Source organism: Gottfriedia sp. NPDC057991 (assembly GCF_042886615.1).
Classification (GTDB): domain Bacteria; phylum Bacillota; class Bacilli; order Bacillales; family Bacillaceae_G; genus Gottfriedia.
In genome coordinates this window covers 744,957-766,236 of the sequence record NZ_JBHVQN010000001.1, presented here as the reverse complement: position 1 = coordinate 766,236, position 21,280 = coordinate 744,957, and the positions used below count along the sequence as shown (strand labels likewise).

Sequence of the window (21,280 nt, the reverse complement as noted above, 5' to 3'; positions counted from 1 at the left end):
AACTAATTCAAAATTTTCAAATAATTTCACAATACTATTTAAAGTCAACATCATATCTATATTTTTAAAAGAGAAATCCATTCCAAAATAATCAAAAAAAGATGACAAAAAATTTGGTTCATGAGTAACTTATAATGTTTTTCTTGTATTTTACTTACTCATAACAAGTTCATGAGTAACTTATAATGCTTTTTCTTGTATTTTACTTACTCATAACAGGTTCATGAGTAACTTAAGAAGCCTTTTCTTGTATTTTACTTACTCATAACAGGTTCATGAGTAACTTAAATAGCCTTTTTTTGTATTTTACTTACTCATAACAGGTTCATGAGTAACTTAAATAGCCCTTCATTCGTTCAATTGACTCTTCTTTTGTTATTAAGATTATTATTTCTTAATATAATTGACAAATTCTTTTTCAACAGCATGAAAAAAAGAAGAGAATTACATCTCTTCTTTTTTCGAAACGATTATGCTTCTTGCTTTACTTTATTTGTTAGTTCTTTTTTTAATAAATCAATTTTGTAATCAAATGATTGAAGATCAAATTCTGAACGAACTCTTAGTTCTAAATCACGAATTTGTTTTTCAAAGTAGTTAAAGTCAATTGACGGCATTTTACTATTAAGTAAATGGTGAGTTTCATTTATTTTTTTTGTCGCGTGAGCCATGTTTTGACGAGACATTAAGTCATATTTTTTCGTATGAAGCTCTTTTAACTTTTTTTCAATTTGATTAACTTGCTCATGCATAAAGCTAATTTCTTCTTCTGTTTTAGCGATTAACGTAACAAACTTTTCTGCTTGTTCTTTATAAAAAGCTAGATCTTCAGTTGCACGTTTAATTAGCTCTTCTGCACCTGCTTCATTTGCAACCTTTAATTGCTCTTCACGTTTTTGCACCATTTGAAGTGCTGCCTCACGTTCGACTTGGAATTTCGTACGTAATGAATAATGTCTTTCAAGTAATCCCCTTACTTTTCCTAATTCACTTTCAGATTGTTTAATGAAGTAATTCAATTGTGAGATAGGATTTTGTTGTTCTTTCTCATCTAATAAACCATGTAAATCCGCTGAGATTTGATTTTTAATACGAGTAAATAAGTTTTTCATTGTCATACACTCCTCTTATTTTATAGGGTTGAAATTTTCATCATAAATATTAAATTCATCATCTTTAAGTTTTTTTTGATTTTTATAATCTTTATATAGGTAATAAAGCAAAATTGCTGCTGCTGCACCTATTAAAGAAGGAAGACCACTTATTGCAATCGATAAACCGATTAATCCAATAATTGTCCAGATGATTTTCATAAAAATCGAATCTGTTTTCATAAACTTTTTAAAACCGAAATATGTGATTACTAACCCAAGTGCTAAAGTAATCAAGCCACCTAAATTCGCTAAAGCAACTCCAATTAATATTAGTACGAGGATAAAAGTTAAGAACTTCTTCATGACCTCGTCGCCTCCTTTCAACTTATACTCTTATCTTATACAAGTTTTTACATTGGAATAATGGCCTGAGGAATGGTTTTATATCAGACTTAAGAAGTAGAAAAGCAAGACAAACAAAAAACCAGATCAATTTGGATAATCCATTGATCTGGTTTTGACTAAAAATTAGGAAGTTTAACTCCAGCTTTTAGTTGTAATAGTTGTGATACGGTTACAAACTGATAGCCTTGCTTTTGAAGTGCCGGTAAGATTTGTTTCAGTGCTGCGATTGTTTGACTACGGTCCCCTCCGTGATCATGAAAAAGAACAATATCTCCTTTTCTAGTATCTTTTAATACATTTGATACGATTTTGTATACTCCAGGATTTTTCCAATCAAATGTATCCTGATGCCAGGACCACATAACGGTTAAATAGCCAAGATCGTGCACGGTATTTATCGAACGCTCACTATAGTAACCAAATGGAGGTCTAAATAGTACAGGTTCTACATGAGTTGCCGCAATAATTGCATCATGAGTTTTATGTAATTGATCTCTTATTTGTTCATCAGTTAAATACTGAAGTCTAGCATGCGTAAATGTATGATTCGCAACTTCATGTCCTTCTTCTATTTCTCTCAATGCAACTTCAGGAAATTTCGCAACTCTCTCACCGACTAAAAAAAATGTAGCTTTAGCATTATACTTCTTTAATAAATCTAAAACTTCTGGGGTATATTCATCATTCGGCCCATCATCAAATGTAATTGCTATTACTTTCTCTTTTACAGGTACCTCCCAAATAGCAGTACCTTGCTTTTCGTAGTAATATCGATTTTTACTTTCAGCTGATGCATTAATAGAACTGTAAAAAATAAATTGGAAACTAAAAATAAATAAAAGGATAACTTTTAACTGTTTCAAAGCCATGACCTTCCTTTTACACAGAATACTTATATCATGTCTCTAAACAATTCTTTTATGTACACTTCACAACTTTTTAAAAGTACTGCATCTTAAATGAAAATTTCATTTGTATTTTATCAATCGTTTCTGGTGATTTCGTATTCATCAAAATCATTCACTATATATGTATGATCAAAGATTTCACGTGCTTCGTCTAATAATTTTTTTGAAGCTTCCCCTTGATATCTTGCACTTATATGTGTTAAATAGAGAGTTTTAATTCCCTCACTTTTAGCAACATTTGCAATTTGAGTACTTGTAGTATGGAAATAATCATATGCATGGGTTGTTTCATCATCTGCAAAGGTTGATTCATGTACTAATACATCCATACCTCTTGCAAGTAGATTACTTTTATCAGTTATACGAGTATCCCCTGCTATTGCAATGCGTCGACCTTTTTTTGAAGGCCCAATAAAATCCTTGCCATTTAAAATTCTTCCATCTTCTAAAGTTACTGTTTTCCCTTCTTTTAGGAATTTATAAACTGGCCCTGGTTTTACACCAATGTTCTTCAATTCCTCTACGTTCAATTCTCCAGGTAAATCCTTTTCAATCATTTGATAACCAAATGATTGAATTCCATGTTCAAGTTCAACTGCTTGAACAATAAATTGGTCATCTTCAAAAACAATACCTTCAGAAGTTTCAACATAATGAATCGGATATTTTAAATAAGTACCACTAATCTTAAAGCTAGTCTCTACATACTCCTTTATTCCTTTAGGTCCATAAATTGTTAATAAATCTTCTCCACCTAAAAAAGTTCTACTACTTAATAATCCAGGCAAGCCAAAGATATGATCACCATGGCAATGAGTAATAAAAATTTTCTCAATTCGCCGTGGCCGAATTGACGTATGTAATATTTGATGCTGTGTTGCTTCACCACAATCGAAAAGCCAAGTCGCCCCTCTTTCTTCTAAAAGCTGTAATGCAATACTTGTTACATTCCTACCTTTTGATGGCATTCCTGCTCCCGTTCCTAAAAATACAAGCTTCACGTTAATGCCTCCATCTTAATCATTTCTAATTGTTACAGTACCACTTGTATATTAAATTGCCAACACTTTAAAGAATGATTTATGAATTGATTGGGAAATTTACACAATAGAGCTTAGTTTTTTAAAAATAATATATGGAGGAAAACAATGCGAAGACGTTTTTTCCAAATCGCCACAATATCACTAATTGCTAGCCTTACTTTGACCAGCTGTGCTAATCGAAATAATAATATAAGTGCATCAGAGAAAGAAAAAGATTTTAAAATTGGAATTGTTATGGGTAAAACTGAAATTCACGATAAAGGATTTAACCAAGCAGTTTGGGATGGAATTATAGAAACTGGAAAGAAACATGGTTGGAAGGAAAATAAAAATTATGTAAAAACTGATGCCCCTACAGACAAAGCAGCAAAAAAAGAATTGATGAAGTATGCAAATAAAAAATATGATTTAACATTTGGAATTGGCTATTCATTTCAAAAAGCCATCTCTGAAGTCGCAAGTAAAGAAAAGAAATCAGACTTTGTCATAATTGACGGGATTGTTGAAAAACCAAATGTCGTAAGTGTTACCTATCGTGAAGAGCAATCAGCATTCCTCGCTGGTATTGCAGCAGCGATGAACACTAAAACGCATAAGATTGGATTTATCGGTGGTACAAAAGATCCATTTATAAAAAGGTTTGAGTACGGATTTAAAGCAGGTGTTATGTCCGTCGATGCAAAAATAAAAGTATTGACAGAATTTGCAAATTCATTTGATAAACCTGCAGATGGAAGTAAATTAGCAAAATCCTTATACAATGATAAAGGTGTAGATATAATTTTCCAAGTAGCAGGAAAAACAGGATTAGGTGTATTTACTGAAGCTAAAAAATTAAAGAAAAATGGTAAAAAGGTTTGGGTAATTGGTGTTGACCGGGATCAATATAAACTAGGATTACCGGAAAATGTCACTCTAACATCAGCGATTAAACGAATTGATAAAGGCGTAGATGAAGTAATCACAAAGAAATTAAAAGGGAACTTTCAAGGTGGACGCATTTTGAGATGGGGCATAAAAGAAAATGGCGTTGACCTTGCAAAAACAGATAAGAATTTAAATAAAGACACAAAAGAACAAGTTGATTTATATAAAGCAAATATAAGAACAGGACATATCGAGGTACCACAAACAAAAAAAGATTTTGACAACTTCTCTCCTACAAAGCCTGAAAAAGCAGAAATAAAAAAGAAAAAAGTAAAAATTGGTAAATAAAAAAATCTTGTCCAATTATATGAATATTCTGCATATAGTATAGTACCAACAAAAAAAGAAAAAGTTAGGTGTGATACTATGTCAATTCGAGATTTCATATTACTCTTCTATTGTTTTATCATCTTTTTATCTGTACCAATCGGATATAGGTATGTTTCAAAGAAAACAAAAGAAACTGGACAATTTTTACCGTTTTTAGTAGTATCGCTTGCCATTGTTTTAGCAGACGGAATCCTTTCAATTTTAGTTTGGTCACTATTTACATCACAAATGGATACATTCATGTATATAGGTGGATTGCTTACTGGAATGATTTTCACATCAATCTGTGGCCTATTACTATTATCCGTTTTACTTTTAAGAAGAAAATATTTTTTAAACTCATTTGTTGATCTTAACACTGCTAGAATCGAAACGAATCCACCACCTGATGATCATTCTAACAATGATTTTAAGAAATAGAGCTCTTATGCTCTATTTCTTTTTTACTTGTAGAACAGTTATTTCCCTAAAAAATTTCGTAATCCGAAGCTAATAATTTGAGATTTAGTTCTAATTTTGTTTATACTTTCTTTAATTGATTTAGGAGGTTTCATAATGAAAGTTACAATTTATTCGGACTATGTATGTCCGTTTTGCTATTTAGGAAAAAAACCACTTGAGGATGCTCTTAAAGAAGTTAACGATGTAGAGCTTGAATGGAAACCATTCCAATTAAGACCTGAGGGAGCTGAACCATTAAGTCCAAATAGTTCTTATATCCAACAAGGATGGAAATTCGGTGTTCAACCACTTGCGCAAAAACTTGGTGTTGAGATGATTTTACCAACTATGGATCCCCATCCTTCAACTAAAAAAGCTCATAGAGGCTTTTTATTCGCAGAGGAAAATGGAAAAGGTGCTGTATATGCTCAAGCAGTTTTAGCAGACTTTTGGACAGAAGGCAAAGAAATTGGTGATGTAAACGTACTTGCAGATATCGCAGAAAAACTTGGCTTAGACCGTTCTCAATTCATAGAAGCAGTTTCAAATACAAAGTACGACTCATCGATCCAAAATCCTAATTTTATTAATGCAGTACCAACCTTCATAATTGGTGATCAAGTTTTACAAGGTGTTCAAAGTAAAGAAGCATTTATACAAGCTTTAAACAACCAGAAACTAGTTGAGCAATCTTCATTAAGTTGCGACATTGATGGAAACTGTTAATAATCTTTAATCAAAAAGGATATCCCTTAAGTTTGTTTTAATTACAAACATATGGGACATCCTTTTTAATTTTAATAAATCAACTGGGTTAAACAATTTTTTGATTCATGATTCATTCTCAATTAAGAACAAACAAACACAAATAACAAATCATTTCCCAGCTACATTAACTTGACTCCAATCAATCACAAATGGATTACCAGTTAAATTTTTTCTTACTTCCGTAACAATACTCGTTTGCTTTTTTACAACTTCTGTTTGAATTAATTTTTCTCCATCCCCACTACCATCATAATACAACGGCTTCTTCTCCATGATGTCACCCCCATTACTTATCAATGAATTATATTCTCTTTCCGTATCGAACATCCCTTTTTGAACTTGATAATTCCTAAAACTTTTTACTCAAAAATTAATTTTCAATGAGTAATTTATAGCATCTCAGACTTCTTAAGCTAAGAACATCGTATCTATTTCTTTAATTATTTAATTTTTCTTACTATAATTACAATATAAATCTATTTTGAAAGGTGTTTTTCTCATGATAAAAGTTGGTATTATTGGTCTTGGCGCAATTGGCCAAAGATTAATTCCTTTATTTTCAAACCACCAAGAAACAAAAATAGTAGCAATATGTGACACATTAGAAGAAAGAGTTCAAGTAACAAGTAGCCAATTAGAATCAGTTTTAACCTTTACAAATCATCTTGAGATGCTTGAAAATGTTGAACTTGATCTCGTTTATGTTACTGTACCTCCAAAATATCACTATTCAGTAGTATCTGATGTAATCGCAAAAGGAATTAATGTGCTTTGTGAAAAGCCCTTGGCAAATTCAACAGAGGAAGCTCTTGGACTTTATACTCTAGCTAAAGAAAAGGGTATTTTTCATGCTATGAACTTTCCATTAAACTACAATGTTGGTAGTAAGTCTTTTGCTAGCCTTATTCGATCAGGATATGTTGGTGACTTAAGAAGAATCGAATTAAAGATGCGTTTTCCTAATTGGCCGCGACTATGGCAACAAAATGAATGGGTTGCTACAAAAGAACAAGGAGGTTACGTGCTAGAGGTTGGTGTGCATTATATTCAACAAATTCAAAAGATTTTTGGTAACATGAAAGTCAATACGAAACATATGCAATATCCCGCTGACCCTCTTGCATCTGAAAATGGAATTATCGCCTTTTTAGAATTAGAAGATGGTACTCCTGTATTAATAGATGGCTTAAGCCAAATTGCAGGTGAAGAAGAAATTAAATTTACAGCATACGGTACGAAAGGAGCTCTTTCTTTAGTGAACTGGGCTAATTTAGAAGGAGGAAAAATCGGCGAGCCAATTCAACAAATTGAAGCCGATCAATCTTTAGCTGATACATTAATTAATCATTTAGTAAAAGCTCTAAAAGGTGAAGAAGCAACAATCATAGATTTCTCAGAAGGCTACAAAGCACAAGTAGTATTAGAAGCACTAAGAGGATAAATTAATACATAAAGATAAAGGTGCTTCTCTTAATTGAGAAGCACCTTTCAGACTATTGATAAGCGCTTGCAATCAGTCTGATAATCAAGTTTTTAGGATTTGGCAACAAACTTAAAGGTGCTCACTTAATTGAGAAGCACCTTTTATAACGCTTTAAAAGATCGTTTTTATTTTACCGGAATCCAAATTTCAGTATAATAATCTTCACTAAATGGATTTCCTTCTGGATAAAGTTCAAATTCCGGGATTCCTGCATGTGAATAGCCGCTTGAAGGAAACCATTCCGAAAAAATTTTCTTCCATGCCGATTGCATTGCATGCGGCATTGCTCCGTGAACACCAAATACAGCCCATTTTGATGCAGGAATCTCATGATGATAAAAATCTTTTGGTGCATCTCCTTCGTATTCGGTTGCAACCCAATATTCTAGTAGATTTTTTGATTTTTGCTCCTCGCTCATCATACACACACCTAAAACACCTTTAATATCACCATTGTTAATTTCGTACAACCGGTCACTTGTACCATTTTCATTAACCTCATCCCACATTTTAGGAATCAGTTGCTGTTGTTGATCGTTCAAATAAGAAAACTCTTTTTTCACTCCAACTACTTGAAAAGCACTTTTTTCAACAATATTAAATTGCATTGGTTCTGCTCCCTTCAAACTCACCTGAATAACGAGGCGGTTATATGATTTTAAATTACCAATAAACTTTCTTGCTTCACTTGGTGTTACACCATGCTGCCTTCGAAACGCTTTTGCAAAAGCCTCAGGAGAGTCATACCTATATTTCAAGGCAATGTCGATTATTTTAAGATCAGTAGTTGTTAATTCATTAGCTGCTAGTGTCAATCTTCTTCGTCTTATATATTCAGCTATATTAATATCAGTTAAAATTGAAAATGTTCGCTGAAAATGAAAAACAGATGAATTAGCTTGTTTAGAAATTTCTTCAATTGTTAAGTCGTTTAATAAATTGTCCTCAATATAATCAATTGCCTTTTGTAATGATTCAATCCAAGCCATATGACTCCTCCCTTAATTACATCCTAACAAGTTAAAATTATTCAGTCCTGTCTTTTTATGCTCTTATATGACAGCTAATATTCATTTAGCCTCTTTTCGATCAGCCATTGATAAAATGACAATTGTACTAATAATACATAGGCTACCAATCCAATCTAGCATTTCAAAATTTACTCTTAACCAAATTACAGATAATACAGCTGCAGATAATGGTTCCACACATGCAAGTAAACTAGATTCAGAAGCATTAATATACTTTAAACTCTCTAAATAGCAATAAAAAGCAATTAACGTTCCAAATATAACAATAAAAATTACTGCGAAATATGCACTCATCGACCAATGACCTTGGAAATTAAAAGGTGAATGTATGAAGCTAAAACAAATTCCACCGATTAGCATTCCCCAACCTACTACGATTGTCGACCCAAATTTTTTCAAAAGATTTTGAGGCTGTATTGAATAAAATGCTAAAGCGAAAGCTGAAGCTAGACCCCAAAATAATGCCCATCCAGTAATAGACAATCCTTTCATAGTTCCATGTGTTACCAACAAAAATGTCCCTGCAAGCGCTAATATGACAGCTAGTACCTCTTTTCTAGTTGGTACTTTTTTGAAACGCATTGCAAAAAAGCATGTAATGATAACAGGTGCCAAATATTGTAAAATTGTCGCTGTAGCTGCATTTGAAGCTTTTATTGCAGCGAAGTATGTATATTGAACTGCTAACATCCCAAGAATACTAAATAACAATAAACTTAAAACATCCTTCTTATTCTTCCAAATTTCTGTTATATCCCTCTTTTCTTTCAGACTAGCAAAAATAAGTAGGATGATACCAGAAAACAATAATCGAATAACGACTAACCATTCTGGACTAAAATGATTTCTTTGAAATACAAACTGTGCTACAGTTCCTGATATCCCCCATAATATTGCCGCAGTTAATACGAGAATAATTCCCTTCGTTCTAGAATTTGATAGGGCAATCTTATCTGCACTCATTTTTACTCCCTCCACTAAAAACAACAAATCAAATTAAGTTAATAGAAGAATCGTACCTAAATATTCAGAATATATCAATCAAAAATCTTTTAATTTTCAACAATTAGATTAATTGTGTTTAGAAATTGCTTAATTGGAAAAATTGAACATATATGATTTTGTATTAATTGATTTAGGAGACAAGTCTATGAATGAGTTATATGAATGTATCATAGTAGGGGGCGGTTTCGCAGGTTTACAGGCATCAATTCAGCTTGGTCGATACCAAAGGAGTGTACTCGTAATTGACTCAAATTATGGGCGTTCAACATTATGTAAAACATATCGTAATATTTTAGGTTGGCCAAATAGTATAAGTGGACAAAAGCTAAGACAACTAGGAAGAAATCATGCTGAAGATTACGGTGTATTATTCACCCAAGATAAAGTAATAAGTATACAAAACGTAAACAATCAATTCTTATTAGAGACAAAAGCAGGAAAATCTTATTCTGCAAAAACAGTCTTACTAGCAACTGGACTAATCGATCGAATTCCCCAAATTAAAAACCTAGTCGACTGTCTTGGATCGACAATTTTTGTTTGTCCAGATTGTGATGGGTATGAAATTTTAAATAAAAGTGTTTTAATACTTGGATCTGGAAATGTTGGTGCAAATCTTGCAATAACATTAGCTTATTGGTCAAAACAAATAACTTATATTAATCACGAAGGAAATGACCTTGATTCCAAATTAAATGACCAACTACAGAATATTGGAATTCACTATCGAAAAGAAAAAATTAAGAAAGTTCTAAAAGAAGACGATTCCACTTTTAAAGGAATTTGTTTACAAAGTGGTGAAATAATTTATGGGGACCGAGCTTTTATTGGTTTTAGTGGAAATGAAGTACAAAATAATCTTGCTATTCAGCTAGGAGTAAATCTTTTAAATAATAAGCATGTTATTGTAGACCCACGGACAAAGGAGACTAATGTTCCAAATGTATGGGCAGCTGGCGATTTAGTAGCCCATTCCCAACAAGTCACAATCGCAATGGGCGATGGTACCCAAGCAGCTGTTTGGATTCAAAAAAGATTATTAGAAATGAGTGTAAAGGATTCATAAATAACTTTTAATGACAAGCGATTTGATCCCCCATCTTTTAGAAAACTTTCCTACCCACCCTATCCATTCTCTAACAAAGTTACTATATAAATTTAATAAAAAAAGTATTACATCATTTAATGAAGTAATACTTTTTGGTTGTTTTCGCTTAACGACGTTTTATAAAAATACTTTTATTAGTGTATACATAGTGACGATTGCTAAAATAAACACTAAAATTGGTATTAATATTCGGATAAAAGTTGAAGGCATTCGATATCTTCTATAAGTATCCTCTATACAAATAATACATAGTAAATAGATTAATCCTGATATGATTGCTCTAGCTAAATCAAAATTCCCAATTGATTTAATGGTGTGATTAACATGCTGAAATATATAAAATTGTACAAGATTAAAAATTAAAAATAATAAAAAATAATAAAATACACTTAAAATATAAGTACTAAATTTTATTTTTTCACGCTCAATATTTTGACGCTTTCTAATAAAGCGCTTCTTATGTCGCTCTTTCCTCGGTATAAATTGTTGTTCCATTTTAGTACATCCTTAGTTTAAAAATTGAATTATTTAAATCAAATTCTTACCTATATTGTACATAAACATTCCATTATTTAAAAATTTATCATACTTCTCTACAAAATTTATCTCAAATTAATTAATCATAAAAATAATTATACCAAATTTCGTTGAATACACTTACTATTTTTTTCCAAAAAAATATAAAAAAAGTGCACTTAGATCGAATCTAAGTACACTTTTTCACGCTGTTGAAAAACAACCTTGTCAATTAAATTACCAAATTTTCGTAAAAGGAGTAGAGTGATGTTGATTTCCATGGGGAGAGATTCTTGAGCCTCCTCTCGGCGAGCCTGCGGGGTCTTAGCCTTCCTGCATATCTTATAGGTGTCTTAGGAGTATGACAACATCTTCATTTTGCAGTTTTACATCTCATAAACCTTTTATGAGTATGGTATTTTCTTATTTTTGCTGGTTTACCTCCTCATGAACCCATCATGAGTATCCTTATTCCTTATTTTTGCTGTTTTATTTCCTCGTGAATCCTTCATGAGTCACCTTTTTCCTTATTTTTGCTGTTTTACTTCCTCATGAAACCCATGAGTAATCTATTATTTTCTTTTTGCTGTTTCAATTACTCTTGAACCTTTCATAAGTTCATAAAGAAAGTGTACTAAGAACTAGTCTAAGTACACCCTCTCTATCTTATTTTTTATACTGCGTGTAAATATGAATTGCATCTCTTAAAAATTCAGCAGTTCCAGGTTGTTCTTTATCGTAATGTGCTCTAAAGCGCTCATCGTCTACATACATTTGTGCTAAACCCGCGTGCGCTTCCTTACTATATTTACTCCAATAAAATGTTAACCATTGTTTATGCAATTCAGCTGCTTTTTGTGCAATTTCACTAGATGGATCACCCGTTTTAAATGCTTCAGCTAATGTTTTTGCTAATTCTTCAGCAAGTCGTGTTACTTCTTTATGATCTTCTTCTGACATATTCATTACTTTTTGATTTGCTTTATTAACAGCTTCATCTCCATATTTTTCACGTGCTTCTTTTCCATATTTCTTTTCATTTTCTTCGATCATATCTTTCTTAAAGCCTTCAAATTTTTCTATATTTGACATTGTCATTCTCCCCTCTGCTAGAGCAATTGACTTTTCAACATTTGAAATTAATATTTCTAATTGCTTTCTTTTATCAAGAAGCTGCTCACGATGCTCGTTTAATGCCTTGGCACTATTAAAATCAGGTGATGTAATAATTTCTTTAATGTTTTCTAAATTCATACCTAGTTCTCTATAAAATAAGATTTGTTGTAAGCGATCTACTTCCGCTTGACCATAAATCCGATATCCTGATGAGTTAATTCTTGCCGGCTTAAGAATCCCAATCTCATCATAATATCTTAAAGTCCTAGTACTGATTCCTGCTAGAAGTCCAAGCTTTTGTACTGTATATTCCACTGCGATTACCTCCTGACATCTTTACAATACACCTTTACGCAACGTTAAAGTCAATTCTATTATTTATATTTTATTTGAATTTTTTTAAAGAGTAAGTTATTCATTTCAAGGGCACAAAAAAATCCCCTCTTCTATAGGGGATTACAGCGTGTAGACAAACTACAAAATAATTATTTGCCTGTAAATACTTTCATACCATTTATACCATCAAATGGTTTTCCACCAGGTGCGTGTAAATGACGAACCGCTAGTTTAAATCGCTTATTTGAAGGTATTTCTTGTTTAAAAGTTAACAAGAATGAATTGTTATCTCCTTGTACCTTTGTAATTGTAACTTGGTTATTTGATAATGCATTCCTTGCATTAAATTGGCTCTTGCTTCCTAGTGATGCAATGCCGGTAGGGATTTTATCAGATAAACTTTGAATCCAATATACGGATGCGTTTGTTCCTAAATTAATATCAACTTGTGAATCAAACGTTACTAGGATTTGATTCGTTGAAACCTGAAAAATATCAGTTAGTTTAGGAATTTGTTTAACAGTGTGATTTGGCTTATATCCTTCAATTTGTAGAAAGTCCTTTTTGGTAGTAGCATTTACTTGCTTATTACCTGGAAGAATAGAAGACATTACAATCAATAAAATCACAATCTTATAAAAAAATTTCATTATATTCTGCCTCCCTATATATGTATAACAATTTTATAATTTGATGTTTTGGCAAAATATATACTTAGATTTTTTTAATTTTATCAGTTTTTCTTCAAATAGTAGTTACACTTTTTTAGGTTGAAAAAGAGACGCACTTTTATGTGAATAACGCTAATTTGATAAAAAAATTGATTTATATCTAAAATAGTGGCAAACTATCTATAAGACTTAAGAGAGAATTATAGGTGTAATTATGATTGAAATTAAAACTTCTACGTTGAGTGACGGTGAATTTAATCGAGGTGTCTTTGCAACAAGAGATATTGCAAAAGGTGAGCTAATACATGAGGCGCCTGTTATTTCTTACCCGAACGAGGAACATGAGCATATCGAGAAAACTTTATTAGCAGACTATTCATTTGAATATGGTATTAATCATTCAGCTATTCTTCTAGGATACGGAATGCTATTCAACCATTCTTATGATGCAAATGCAACTTACGATATTAACTTTGATAATCACACATTTGATTTTTTCGCTTACAAAGACATTAAGGCTGGCGAGGAAATTTTGATTAATTATAATGGTGAAGTGGATAATATGGATCCGCTTTGGTTTAATAAAGATTATGAAGAAGTTATGAGCAAACAAAAAGAAGAAGAAGAAAAAGAAAAAGAAACCAATTAATTCAATTGAATTAGTTGGTTTCTTTTCTTTTTTATATTAAAGATTAATTGCCCCATAAATTAATGTACCAAGAACTACAAAAGCCGGATGAATTTTAAATTTTTCCATTAAGAAAAATGTACAAACTGCAATAAAAATAACTTGGAAAGCTCCAATATCATGAAACGAATCAGAAAATGATTGATATGTAAGTAAGCCTAATAGTACTACAATTGTCGGTTTTACATAGGCTGTCATCCTCTTCACTCGAATTGAGTCTCGATTTTTATGAAGTAACCCAATTAACAGGATCATTAGTAATAAAGAAGGGACTACCGTTGCAAAGACTGCGATAAAAGAACCAAAAACTCCTCCAATTTTATATCCTATATATCCGGCCATTTTAGTTGCGATTGGTCCAGGTAATGCATTCCCCATTGCAAATGTTTCATGAAATTCTTGTTGAGTTAACCAATGTTTTTGATTAACAACTTCATTTTGAATTAATGGGATCGTAGCTGGTCCCCCACCATATCCTAAAAGATTCGTTATGAGAAATGAAAGAAATAGTTTCCAATAAATCATTCGTTTGTACTCCCCTTCCTCGTCTGATGGTCATTTGAGGAAGTTGCCTTTACTGGCTGGCAGATTGCAAATACTAGTAAACCACCAATTATGATCGCTGGGTGTATGTGTAAAAATTGAATTAGAAACAATCCAACAACTAAATGTATTAATATGGTTGGTGTTTTCAATCCTTTTTTTGAACTTTGATAAAATTGCCATGTTAATACACCTAACATTACCCCTACGACAGGTACAATTGATTCCTTCATCCCATTAACCCATTTAATATCTTTAAAAGACGATAATGATGTTAAAAGTATAATCATTAAAAGAATTGTCGGTAAGATCGTTGCAATAATCGCATTAAGCATTCCGATTATCCCACCAATACGATAACCGATATAACCTGCTAATTTTGTATTGATTGGACCTGGGAGCATATTCCCTATTGCTAATATTTCAGAAAACTCTTCGTCTTTCATCCATTTATATGTATCGACAACTTCTTTATAAACGAGAGGAATCGTAGATGGTCCTCCACCATATCCTAAAATACTACTTCGAAAAAACGCGATGAATATATCCAATTGTTTCATTAAATCAATTCCTTTTCATATTTACCAACTTGCTATACAACCGTCCGTTCTTGATTCTGTACCACCCATTAAAACGCCAGAATCTTCATTTCTCCAAATAATTTGGCCACGTCCGAAACTTCCAGTATCCTTTGCAACCTTAATTTCATGACCTTTAGCCTGTAACTCTTTTATAATCTCTTGAGGAAAACTAGGTTCGACTTCAACTATTTTCCCTTCAATCCATTGCCATCTAGGAGCATCTAAGGCTTCTTGTGGATTTAAATGAAAATCAATGCTATTCATGATTACTTGAACATGACCTTGAGGCTGCATATAACCACCCATTACACCGAATGGTCCAATTGCTTTATTATTTTTTGTTAAAAATGCCGGAATAATCGTATGATATGATTTTTTCCCACCAATTAAAGCATTAGCATGTATTTCATTTAAACTAAAATCATAACCCCTATTTTGCAATCCAATCCCAGTTCCAGGAATGACAATACCTGACCCAAAACCCATATAATTACTTTGAATAAAGGAAACCATATTTCCATCTGCATCAGCTGTTGCTAAATAAACAGTGCCTCCACTAGGTGGTCTTCCTGGTAATGGTGTATGAGCAGTTTCCGTGATCCCTAAAAAGCGTTCTTTTCCATATTGATCACTTAATAGACTTTCAACTGAAGTCTTCATAAACTTTCGATCTGTTACATATTCCTTCCCGCAAGCAAAAGCTAACTTCATGGCTTCAAATTGATTATGATATGTCATTACGTTCTCTTTGTCATCGAACAGATCATTTTTCAATATATTTAAAGCCATTAGTGCGACAATTCCTTGACCATTAGGTGGAATTTCCCATACATCATAGCCTCTGTAATTTATACTAATTGGATTTACCCATTCCGGTTTAAAAGACTCTAAATCTTCTTTAGTTAAAAAACCACCATATTGATTTGAAGAAGCAATAATTTTATCTGCAATTTCACCTTTATAAAAATCTTTTCCATTTGTTTCAGCTATTTTTTCTAAAGTTATTGCATGATCCAGTGACGACCAAATTTCTCCGACTTCAGGAGCTCTTCCTTTTGGAGCAAACGTATCAAACCAAGCAGCAAACTCCTCAGAGTTTAACTCCTTTTTGTATATTTCATAAGCCTTTTTCCAAAACTTACCTAAAGTTGGTGAAATCGGAAAACCTTCACGAGCATATTCAATTGCCGGTTGTAGCACTTCCTTTAACGAAAGCCTTCCAAACCGATTCGATAATTCTATCCAAGCAGCAGGAGCACCAGGGACAGTTATTGGTATCCAGCCATATTTAGGCATTTTTTCATACCCTAAATTTTTTACTTTTTCAATCGATATATTTTTAGGTGCTGGTCCACTTGAATCTAAACCGTATAACTTTTCGTTCATCCAAACTAATGCAAAAGCATCTCCACCAATGCCGTTTGAAGTAGGCTCTACTACTGTGAGACATGCAGCTGTAGCGATTGCAGCATCTACTGCATTACCACCCTTTTTTAAAATATCTAGGCCCGCTTGTGCAGCCAATGGTTGGGAAGTAGCGACCATTCCATTTCTAGCATACACCACATTACGATGTGATGAATAAACGTGTTCATTCGTTTTCATTTTTGTATACATTTACTTTCCTCCTTGGCTTTTGGCAATAGTTACAATGGATAACAAAATAACTTATTTTTTAAATTCGACAATATTCTAGTATTCCCCTACTTAACTATCAATCTAATTAAAAGAATCTATTAGAATGAATGTCTAATTCAACTAAATGTCTTAAATTTGGTTATATACATTAGATGCTTGTCCATTTCACAAAAGTCTACCTTGAATACTTTATCATTAGGAAGGTCAGTAGCAGATAAAACGCAATAAATTTCTGTAAAACTTCTAAAACTTTATAAAAGAAAGGAGGGAACGTTGCCTAATTGTTTGCTAAGAAACAGTAAATTCATGATATAATTATTATACCTACTATGAATCTAGGATGCTCGCGAAAGTGACCTCGGCATTGGGTAGAACCATGAGAGTGAGTAGGCTTGATAACAGACGAAAACCAAGTCAATCATTAAAAAAGTTGAGAATAATCACATAAACGATATCTCAACTATGTAGGATTCGTTGTATCCGAATTTACGCCCTTGGAGTGTTAGACCAAACGAGAGTAGCTTCTGCAAAATCGGACACGTAGAACAGGGAAGCAAACATCAATTTATAGATTTTTATAGATTGTGGCAACGGATTAGTTTAATGTTGAAACTTTATTTAGATCCAGGGCATGGTGGCTCTGATTCAGGTGCAGTAGGAAATGGTTTAAAGGAAAAAGACCTAACTTTGGATATCGCATTAAGAATAAGAGATTTATTGAATAACTATAATGACGTTGAGGTTAGAATGAGCAGATCTACCGACACTGATCGTTCTTTATCTGAACGTACTAACGATGCAAACTCATGGGGCGCCAGCTACTTTTTATCTGTTCATATTAATTCATTTAATACATCAGCGTCTGGCTACGAGGATTATATATACGATGGTTTGTCAGATACGTCTACTTCAGCTCAATATCAAAACGTTTTACATCCAGAAATCGTAAAGGTAAATGGTCTAACTGATCGTGGTAAAAAGAAAGCTAATTTCCATGTATTACGTGAATCAAATATGCCAGCGACTCTTACTGAAAATGGATTCATTGATAATGCAAGTGATGCTGCAAAACTGAGAGACCCAAATTGGCGTCAAAAAGTAGCTCAAGGGCATGTAAATGGATTAGTAAAAGCATTTAACTTAACACTTAAAGCTAAGTCTGAAATGCATAGAGTAATCGTCGACGGAGTACAAGTCGGAGCTTATCAAGATGATCAAAATGTACTAAATGCAGTAGAACAATATCTTCCAACAGCAACTAAAATTATTATTGAGAAAGTATAAGTTACATTAACTATTTGAAGACTGTCTAATTAATAGACCGTCTTTTTTTCGTTCAAAAACGAATATTATTTTTGGCAACTGAAAACGACCTCCGATTGAAAGTCCAGAAACTGTTTACTCTGTAGATTTCAATATATCTAATATATTGTTTGAGTCAATTTTCTTTTTTTGTCTACCTAAACTAATTACTTGTTCTCCGTATTTATCTTGCAATTTATGTAATGTATTAAATAATGGTTCTTGTTTGGCATCCTTTTCAAAAGAAAATAGGTCCAATTGCTTTGATATTTCATCTTTTTGATTTAATTGTGAAGCAGTTACGCCAATTAAACGTAATGGTTCTCCGTTCCAATTTCTTTTCCATAAATCAAATGCTTCTTTAAAGATTTCATTAGCTTGTTGTACAGGTGTAGACAGTTTTTTACTACGATTTATTGTTTTTCGGTCACTAAATCGTAGTGTAATTGTCACAGTGTCTGCAACTAAACCTTTCTTCATTAAACGTTCAGCTACCCGTTTAGATAGAGCTTCAAATTTTTCTGCAATCATAGGTTCCTCAATAACATCAAATGAAAATGTCGTTGATTGGCCAATTGTCTTATGTGAAAGCATACGACTAGGATCGACTTCTCTCTCATCTATTCCATTGGCCTTATTTCTTAAAGATTTACCGTTTATACCTAATAATTCTTGTACTTGTTTTTCATTACTTTTTGCTAAATCTTCTATTGTAATAATGCCAATTTCATTTAACTTTTCTTCAGTTTTCTTACCAACACCATGCATCTCTCCAACTTTTCTTGGCCATAAAATAGTAGGAACATCTCTTTTACGAAGAACAGTAATTCCAAGTGGTTTTTTCATATCTGAAGCTGTTTTCGCAAGAAATTTATTTGGACCAATACCGATACTGCATGGCATATCTAGATCTTCTAACAACATTGACTGGATCAATTCAGCTATTTTAATTGGATGACCTAATTTTTCATCGCAATCTGTTATATCAATATATCCTTCATCAATTGATGCCACTTCAATTTTAGGACTTATTGCACCTAATTTTTCAAATATTTGCCTTGAGACTTTTCGGTAAGCTTCAAAATTTGGAGTTTTCACAATCATCTCAGGACATTTTTTTCGCGCTTCCCATAATGGCATTGTTGCCCGAATTCCATAAGCTCGAGCTTCATAGCTTGCAGTTACGATAATTCCTCTGCGCTCTTTTTCATTGCCGGCCACAACTACTGGTTTACCTTTTAATGATGGATCATTCGCTATTTCAACTGAAGCAAAAAATGAATTCATATCAACATGTAAAATTACTCTTCCGCTCTTTGGTGCCCATTGATTCATTGCTACACCTCCTATGCTAGTATAATATCATTTTTTTATATTTCCTATTTACGTGTATTAATGTTGAATATAGTTAAAACTTATAAAGTTTGAATCAAAATCTAAACTAATATCTAATTATTATAAACGTTTTTGTAATAAAGGAGAAAAGCTATGCAAAGTAAAATTCAAAAAATATCTACAAATTTATGGTTTGATACACAAGCCGAAGATGCTGTAAATTATTACACTACTATATTTAAGAATTCAAAAATTGAAAGAATCACACGTTATGGAAAAGAAAGACATGACCCAAATAGTATGGAGGAAGGATCTGTTATGACCATCCAATTTAGCTTAGAAGGACTAGATTTTGTTGCATTAAACGGTGGACCTCACTTTAAATTTACAGAAGCAATTTCATTCATCGTTCATTGTGACTCCCAAGAAGAATTAGATTATTATTGGGAAAAGCTATCAAAGGATGGAGATAAAAATGCACAAGCATGTGGTTGGTTAAAAGATCAATTTGGCGTCTCATGGCAAATTGTTCCGACCATCTTACCCGAACTATTAAATGACTCCAATCCAGAAAAATCTGAACGAGTAATGAAAGCAATTCTCCAAACTAAGAATAAAATCAATATAAACAACTTAATTGAAGCTTATGAAGGAAACCCCTCTTCTAATTAGAATAGGGGTTTTAATAATAAATTACATTACCCTTAAGGTGCCAATTTACTTCTCATAAAGTCCAAAAAGAGATAAAATAAACCTATCTATATTGTATTTTTTGAAATTAATGGAGGTATATTCTTTTGAGTAACGAAAATCAATCAATGTATGATTATATAGGGAAAGAAAAATTAGAAGAGCTAGTGGATACTTTTTATTCTTATGTTTCAAAGCATGAGAGACTTTCACCAATATTTCCTGGTGACTGGGAGGAAACAGCACGTAAACAAAAGCTATTTTTAACACAGTTTTTAGGTGGACCACAATATTATAGTATGGAACGTGGTCATCCAAGAATGCGCGCGCGTCATTTACCATTTCCAATTACAATTGAATTAGCTCATGACTGGTTGGATTGTATGGGAAAAGCTATGGATGATGTCGATTTAGATGAAGAAATTAAAGAGCCATTATTACAACATTTAAGAAATGTTGCTTATCACATGGTGAACCAAGAATAATCTGTAGGGGATATAGTATGAGCGAGAGGCCAATTATTTTATTTGATGGTGAATGTATTTTATGCAATGGAGCAGTTCAATTTATTATTAAGCACGACCAAAAAGGTTATTTTCATTTTGCCGCACTACAATCCGCATTTGGCGAAAAGCTTAAGAAGGATCACCCCGAACTTTGTTCAATTGATTCAATTATTCTTGTGCAAAATGGAAAAATAAAAATTGAGTCTTCTGCTGCACTTTCTATTGCTAAAAATTTAGAAGGTTGGCCTAAATTTTGCTATGCCTTTATGATAATCCCAACAACAATACGTGACTATTTATATAGACTGATCGCAAGAAATCGTTTTAAATTCTTTGGAAAAAATGAATCGTGTATGATTCCATCAAAAGAAATTAGGGATCGATTTTATTTATAATTAACAATTTGAAAGAACCACAAAGGTTAATATTTCCCACTTGTGGTTCTTTTTAGTTTCCTTTTTTAATTATATAAATTACCCCAAGATCCAGAATTAACTTTTTATTAGAAATCTTGTTAAAGCGAGCCCTATAAATCCAGCACCCATCCCAATTAACCAACCTGAATGTGGATCATGTAACAAACTTCCAATTCCTCCGCCTAGAAACATACAGCCTACAAAAACGATTCCTCCAATACCAGCACCTCTATTACTCAATATCTGACCATCCTCTCCAAATAAATATTTCCTCTATATTTGTGATTAGATATCTTTTTGTATTTCTCTATTCTTTATTTAGGTTTCCCCTAAAAAATTCCAGTAATATTTACCAATTTACTAATTTATTAGAATTTTATTACTATTTAACAACAAATT

At 32.4% G+C, this 21,280-nt stretch carries 25 protein-coding genes; 10 read left to right on the top strand and 15 right to left on the bottom strand.

Annotation, left to right across the window (positions count from 1 at the left end):
- Nucleotides 1-470: 470 nt before the first annotated feature.
- From ACFVR2_RS03810 to rnz, 4 genes are all read right to left on the bottom strand, one after another.
- Nucleotides 471-1,112 (bottom strand): PspA/IM30 family protein, encoded by a 642-nt coding sequence (locus ACFVR2_RS03810; protein ID WP_387359044.1) that lies wholly within the window; start codon nucleotides 1,110-1,112, stop codon nucleotides 471-473.
- A gap of 15 nt (nucleotides 1,113-1,127) precedes the next feature.
- Entirely contained in the window at nucleotides 1,128-1,457 is a 330-nt protein-coding gene (locus tag ACFVR2_RS03805; RefSeq protein WP_129688549.1) for a lmo0954 family membrane protein, read from the bottom strand.
- Between the two features lie 158 nt (nucleotides 1,458-1,615).
- Nucleotides 1,616-2,362, bottom strand: coding sequence for a polysaccharide deacetylase family protein (locus ACFVR2_RS03800; protein WP_387359042.1), 747 nt, complete (start codon nucleotides 2,360-2,362; stop codon nucleotides 1,616-1,618).
- Nucleotides 2,363-2,481: 119 nt separating this feature from the next.
- Nucleotides 2,482-3,408, bottom strand: a complete 927-nt coding sequence (gene rnz / locus ACFVR2_RS03795; protein ID WP_387359040.1) for a ribonuclease Z — start codon at nucleotides 3,406-3,408, stop codon at nucleotides 2,482-2,484.
- 147 nt (nucleotides 3,409-3,555) lie between these two features.
- On the opposite strand from rnz, the gene ACFVR2_RS03790 reads away from it, so the two are divergent.
- The 3 genes from ACFVR2_RS03790 (at nucleotide 3,556) to ACFVR2_RS03780 (ending at nucleotide 5,874) form a co-directional block, all read left to right on the top strand.
- Nucleotides 3,556-4,665, top strand: coding sequence for a BMP family lipoprotein (locus ACFVR2_RS03790; RefSeq protein ID WP_387359038.1), 1,110 nt, complete (start codon nucleotides 3,556-3,558; stop codon nucleotides 4,663-4,665).
- A 78-nt stretch (nucleotides 4,666-4,743) separates the two neighbouring features.
- Nucleotides 4,744-5,127, top strand: a complete 384-nt coding sequence (locus ACFVR2_RS03785; RefSeq protein WP_387359036.1) for a hypothetical protein — start codon at nucleotides 4,744-4,746, stop codon at nucleotides 5,125-5,127.
- A 135-nt stretch (nucleotides 5,128-5,262) separates the two neighbouring features.
- A complete protein-coding gene (locus ACFVR2_RS03780) occupies nucleotides 5,263-5,874 on the top strand; it encodes a DsbA family oxidoreductase (RefSeq protein WP_387359034.1) in 612 nt (203 codons plus the stop codon).
- 150 nt (nucleotides 5,875-6,024) lie between these two features.
- Here ACFVR2_RS03780 and ACFVR2_RS03775 read toward each other — a convergent pair whose 3' ends face one another.
- Complete coding sequence (locus ACFVR2_RS03775; RefSeq protein ID WP_387359032.1) at nucleotides 6,025-6,189, bottom strand: hypothetical protein; 165 nt, start codon at nucleotides 6,187-6,189, stop codon at nucleotides 6,025-6,027.
- A gap of 226 nt (nucleotides 6,190-6,415) precedes the next feature.
- On the opposite strand from ACFVR2_RS03775, the gene ACFVR2_RS03770 reads away from it, so the two are divergent.
- Nucleotides 6,416-7,357 (top strand): Gfo/Idh/MocA family protein, encoded by a 942-nt coding sequence (locus ACFVR2_RS03770; protein WP_387359030.1) that lies wholly within the window; start codon nucleotides 6,416-6,418, stop codon nucleotides 7,355-7,357.
- A 167-nt stretch (nucleotides 7,358-7,524) separates the two neighbouring features.
- Here the strand turns inward: ACFVR2_RS03770 and ACFVR2_RS03765 are convergent, their stop codons facing one another.
- Together ACFVR2_RS03765 and ACFVR2_RS03760 are read right to left on the bottom strand one after the other, a co-directional pair.
- Nucleotides 7,525-8,388, bottom strand: coding sequence for an AraC family transcriptional regulator (locus tag ACFVR2_RS03765; protein ID WP_387359028.1), 864 nt, complete (start codon nucleotides 8,386-8,388; stop codon nucleotides 7,525-7,527).
- Nucleotides 8,389-8,469: 81 nt separating this feature from the next.
- Nucleotides 8,470-9,393, bottom strand: a complete 924-nt coding sequence (locus ACFVR2_RS03760; protein ID WP_387359026.1) for a DMT family transporter — start codon at nucleotides 9,391-9,393, stop codon at nucleotides 8,470-8,472.
- 187 nt (nucleotides 9,394-9,580) lie between these two features.
- Here ACFVR2_RS03760 and ACFVR2_RS03755 point away from each other — a divergent pair, with 187 nt between their 5' ends.
- Nucleotides 9,581-10,501, top strand: a complete 921-nt coding sequence (locus tag ACFVR2_RS03755; protein WP_387359024.1) for an NAD(P)/FAD-dependent oxidoreductase — start codon at nucleotides 9,581-9,583, stop codon at nucleotides 10,499-10,501.
- Between the two features lie 159 nt (nucleotides 10,502-10,660).
- On the opposite strand, the gene ACFVR2_RS03750 is transcribed toward ACFVR2_RS03755, so the two are convergent.
- The 3 genes from ACFVR2_RS03750 to ACFVR2_RS03740 all read right to left on the bottom strand — a co-directional run bounded on the left by ACFVR2_RS03750 (nucleotide 10,661) and on the right by ACFVR2_RS03740 (nucleotide 13,161).
- A complete protein-coding gene (locus ACFVR2_RS03750) occupies nucleotides 10,661-11,038 on the bottom strand; it encodes a hypothetical protein (RefSeq protein WP_387359022.1) in 378 nt (125 codons plus the stop codon).
- A gap of 687 nt (nucleotides 11,039-11,725) precedes the next feature.
- Nucleotides 11,726-12,490: a MerR family transcriptional regulator gene (locus ACFVR2_RS03745; protein ID WP_387359020.1), complete on the bottom strand. Its 765-nt coding sequence runs from the start codon at nucleotides 12,488-12,490 to the stop codon at nucleotides 11,726-11,728.
- A gap of 170 nt (nucleotides 12,491-12,660) precedes the next feature.
- On the bottom strand, nucleotides 12,661-13,161 hold the full coding sequence (locus tag ACFVR2_RS03740) for a hypothetical protein (protein ID WP_387359018.1): 501 nt from the start codon (nucleotides 13,159-13,161) through the stop codon (nucleotides 12,661-12,663).
- A gap of 235 nt (nucleotides 13,162-13,396) precedes the next feature.
- On the opposite strand from ACFVR2_RS03740, the gene ACFVR2_RS03735 reads away from it, so the two are divergent.
- The gene (locus ACFVR2_RS03735; RefSeq protein ID WP_387359016.1) at nucleotides 13,397-13,831 is read left to right on the top strand and encodes an SET domain-containing protein; all 435 of its coding nucleotides are present in this window, start codon (nucleotides 13,397-13,399) and stop codon (nucleotides 13,829-13,831) included.
- 36 nt (nucleotides 13,832-13,867) lie between these two features.
- Here ACFVR2_RS03735 and ACFVR2_RS03730 read toward each other — a convergent pair whose 3' ends face one another.
- The 3 genes from ACFVR2_RS03730 to ACFVR2_RS03720 are packed head-to-tail and all read right to left on the bottom strand — an operon-like array spanning nucleotide 13,868 to nucleotide 16,611.
- Nucleotides 13,868-14,395 (bottom strand): chromate transporter, encoded by a 528-nt coding sequence (locus ACFVR2_RS03730; protein WP_387359014.1) that lies wholly within the window; start codon nucleotides 14,393-14,395, stop codon nucleotides 13,868-13,870.
- Nucleotides 14,392-14,973, bottom strand: coding sequence for a chromate transporter (locus ACFVR2_RS03725; protein WP_387359012.1), 582 nt, complete (start codon nucleotides 14,971-14,973; stop codon nucleotides 14,392-14,394). Before ACFVR2_RS03725 ends, ACFVR2_RS03730 begins: the two co-directional genes overlap by 4 nt.
- Before the next feature lie 21 nt (nucleotides 14,974-14,994).
- Complete coding sequence (locus ACFVR2_RS03720) at nucleotides 14,995-16,611, bottom strand: gamma-glutamyltransferase family protein (protein ID WP_387359010.1); 1,617 nt, start codon at nucleotides 16,609-16,611, stop codon at nucleotides 14,995-14,997.
- Nucleotides 16,612-17,235: 624 nt separating this feature from the next.
- Between ACFVR2_RS03720 and ACFVR2_RS03715 the strand changes: the two genes are divergently transcribed.
- Entirely contained in the window at nucleotides 17,236-17,916 is a 681-nt protein-coding gene (locus ACFVR2_RS03715) for an N-acetylmuramoyl-L-alanine amidase family protein (RefSeq protein WP_387359008.1), read from the top strand.
- Between the two features lie 114 nt (nucleotides 17,917-18,030).
- On the opposite strand, the gene ACFVR2_RS03710 is transcribed toward ACFVR2_RS03715, so the two are convergent.
- Nucleotides 18,031-19,269, bottom strand: coding sequence for a DNA polymerase IV (locus tag ACFVR2_RS03710; protein ID WP_387359006.1), 1,239 nt, complete (start codon nucleotides 19,267-19,269; stop codon nucleotides 18,031-18,033).
- A 153-nt stretch (nucleotides 19,270-19,422) separates the two neighbouring features.
- Here ACFVR2_RS03710 and ACFVR2_RS03705 point away from each other — a divergent pair, with 153 nt between their 5' ends.
- The 3 genes from ACFVR2_RS03705 to ACFVR2_RS03695 all read left to right on the top strand — a co-directional run bounded on the left by ACFVR2_RS03705 (nucleotide 19,423) and on the right by ACFVR2_RS03695 (nucleotide 20,860).
- Nucleotides 19,423-19,941, top strand: coding sequence for a VOC family protein (locus ACFVR2_RS03705; protein WP_387359004.1), 519 nt, complete (start codon nucleotides 19,423-19,425; stop codon nucleotides 19,939-19,941).
- 125 nt (nucleotides 19,942-20,066) lie between these two features.
- On the top strand, nucleotides 20,067-20,444 hold the full coding sequence (locus tag ACFVR2_RS03700) for a globin domain-containing protein (protein WP_025672250.1): 378 nt from the start codon (nucleotides 20,067-20,069) through the stop codon (nucleotides 20,442-20,444).
- Between the two features lie 17 nt (nucleotides 20,445-20,461).
- Complete coding sequence (locus ACFVR2_RS03695; protein ID WP_387359002.1) at nucleotides 20,462-20,860, top strand: thiol-disulfide oxidoreductase DCC family protein; 399 nt, start codon at nucleotides 20,462-20,464, stop codon at nucleotides 20,858-20,860.
- A gap of 96 nt (nucleotides 20,861-20,956) precedes the next feature.
- Here ACFVR2_RS03695 and ACFVR2_RS03690 read toward each other — a convergent pair whose 3' ends face one another.
- Entirely contained in the window at nucleotides 20,957-21,121 is a 165-nt protein-coding gene (locus ACFVR2_RS03690) for a hypothetical protein (RefSeq protein ID WP_387360490.1), read from the bottom strand.
- Nucleotides 21,122-21,280 lie beyond the last annotated feature (159 nt).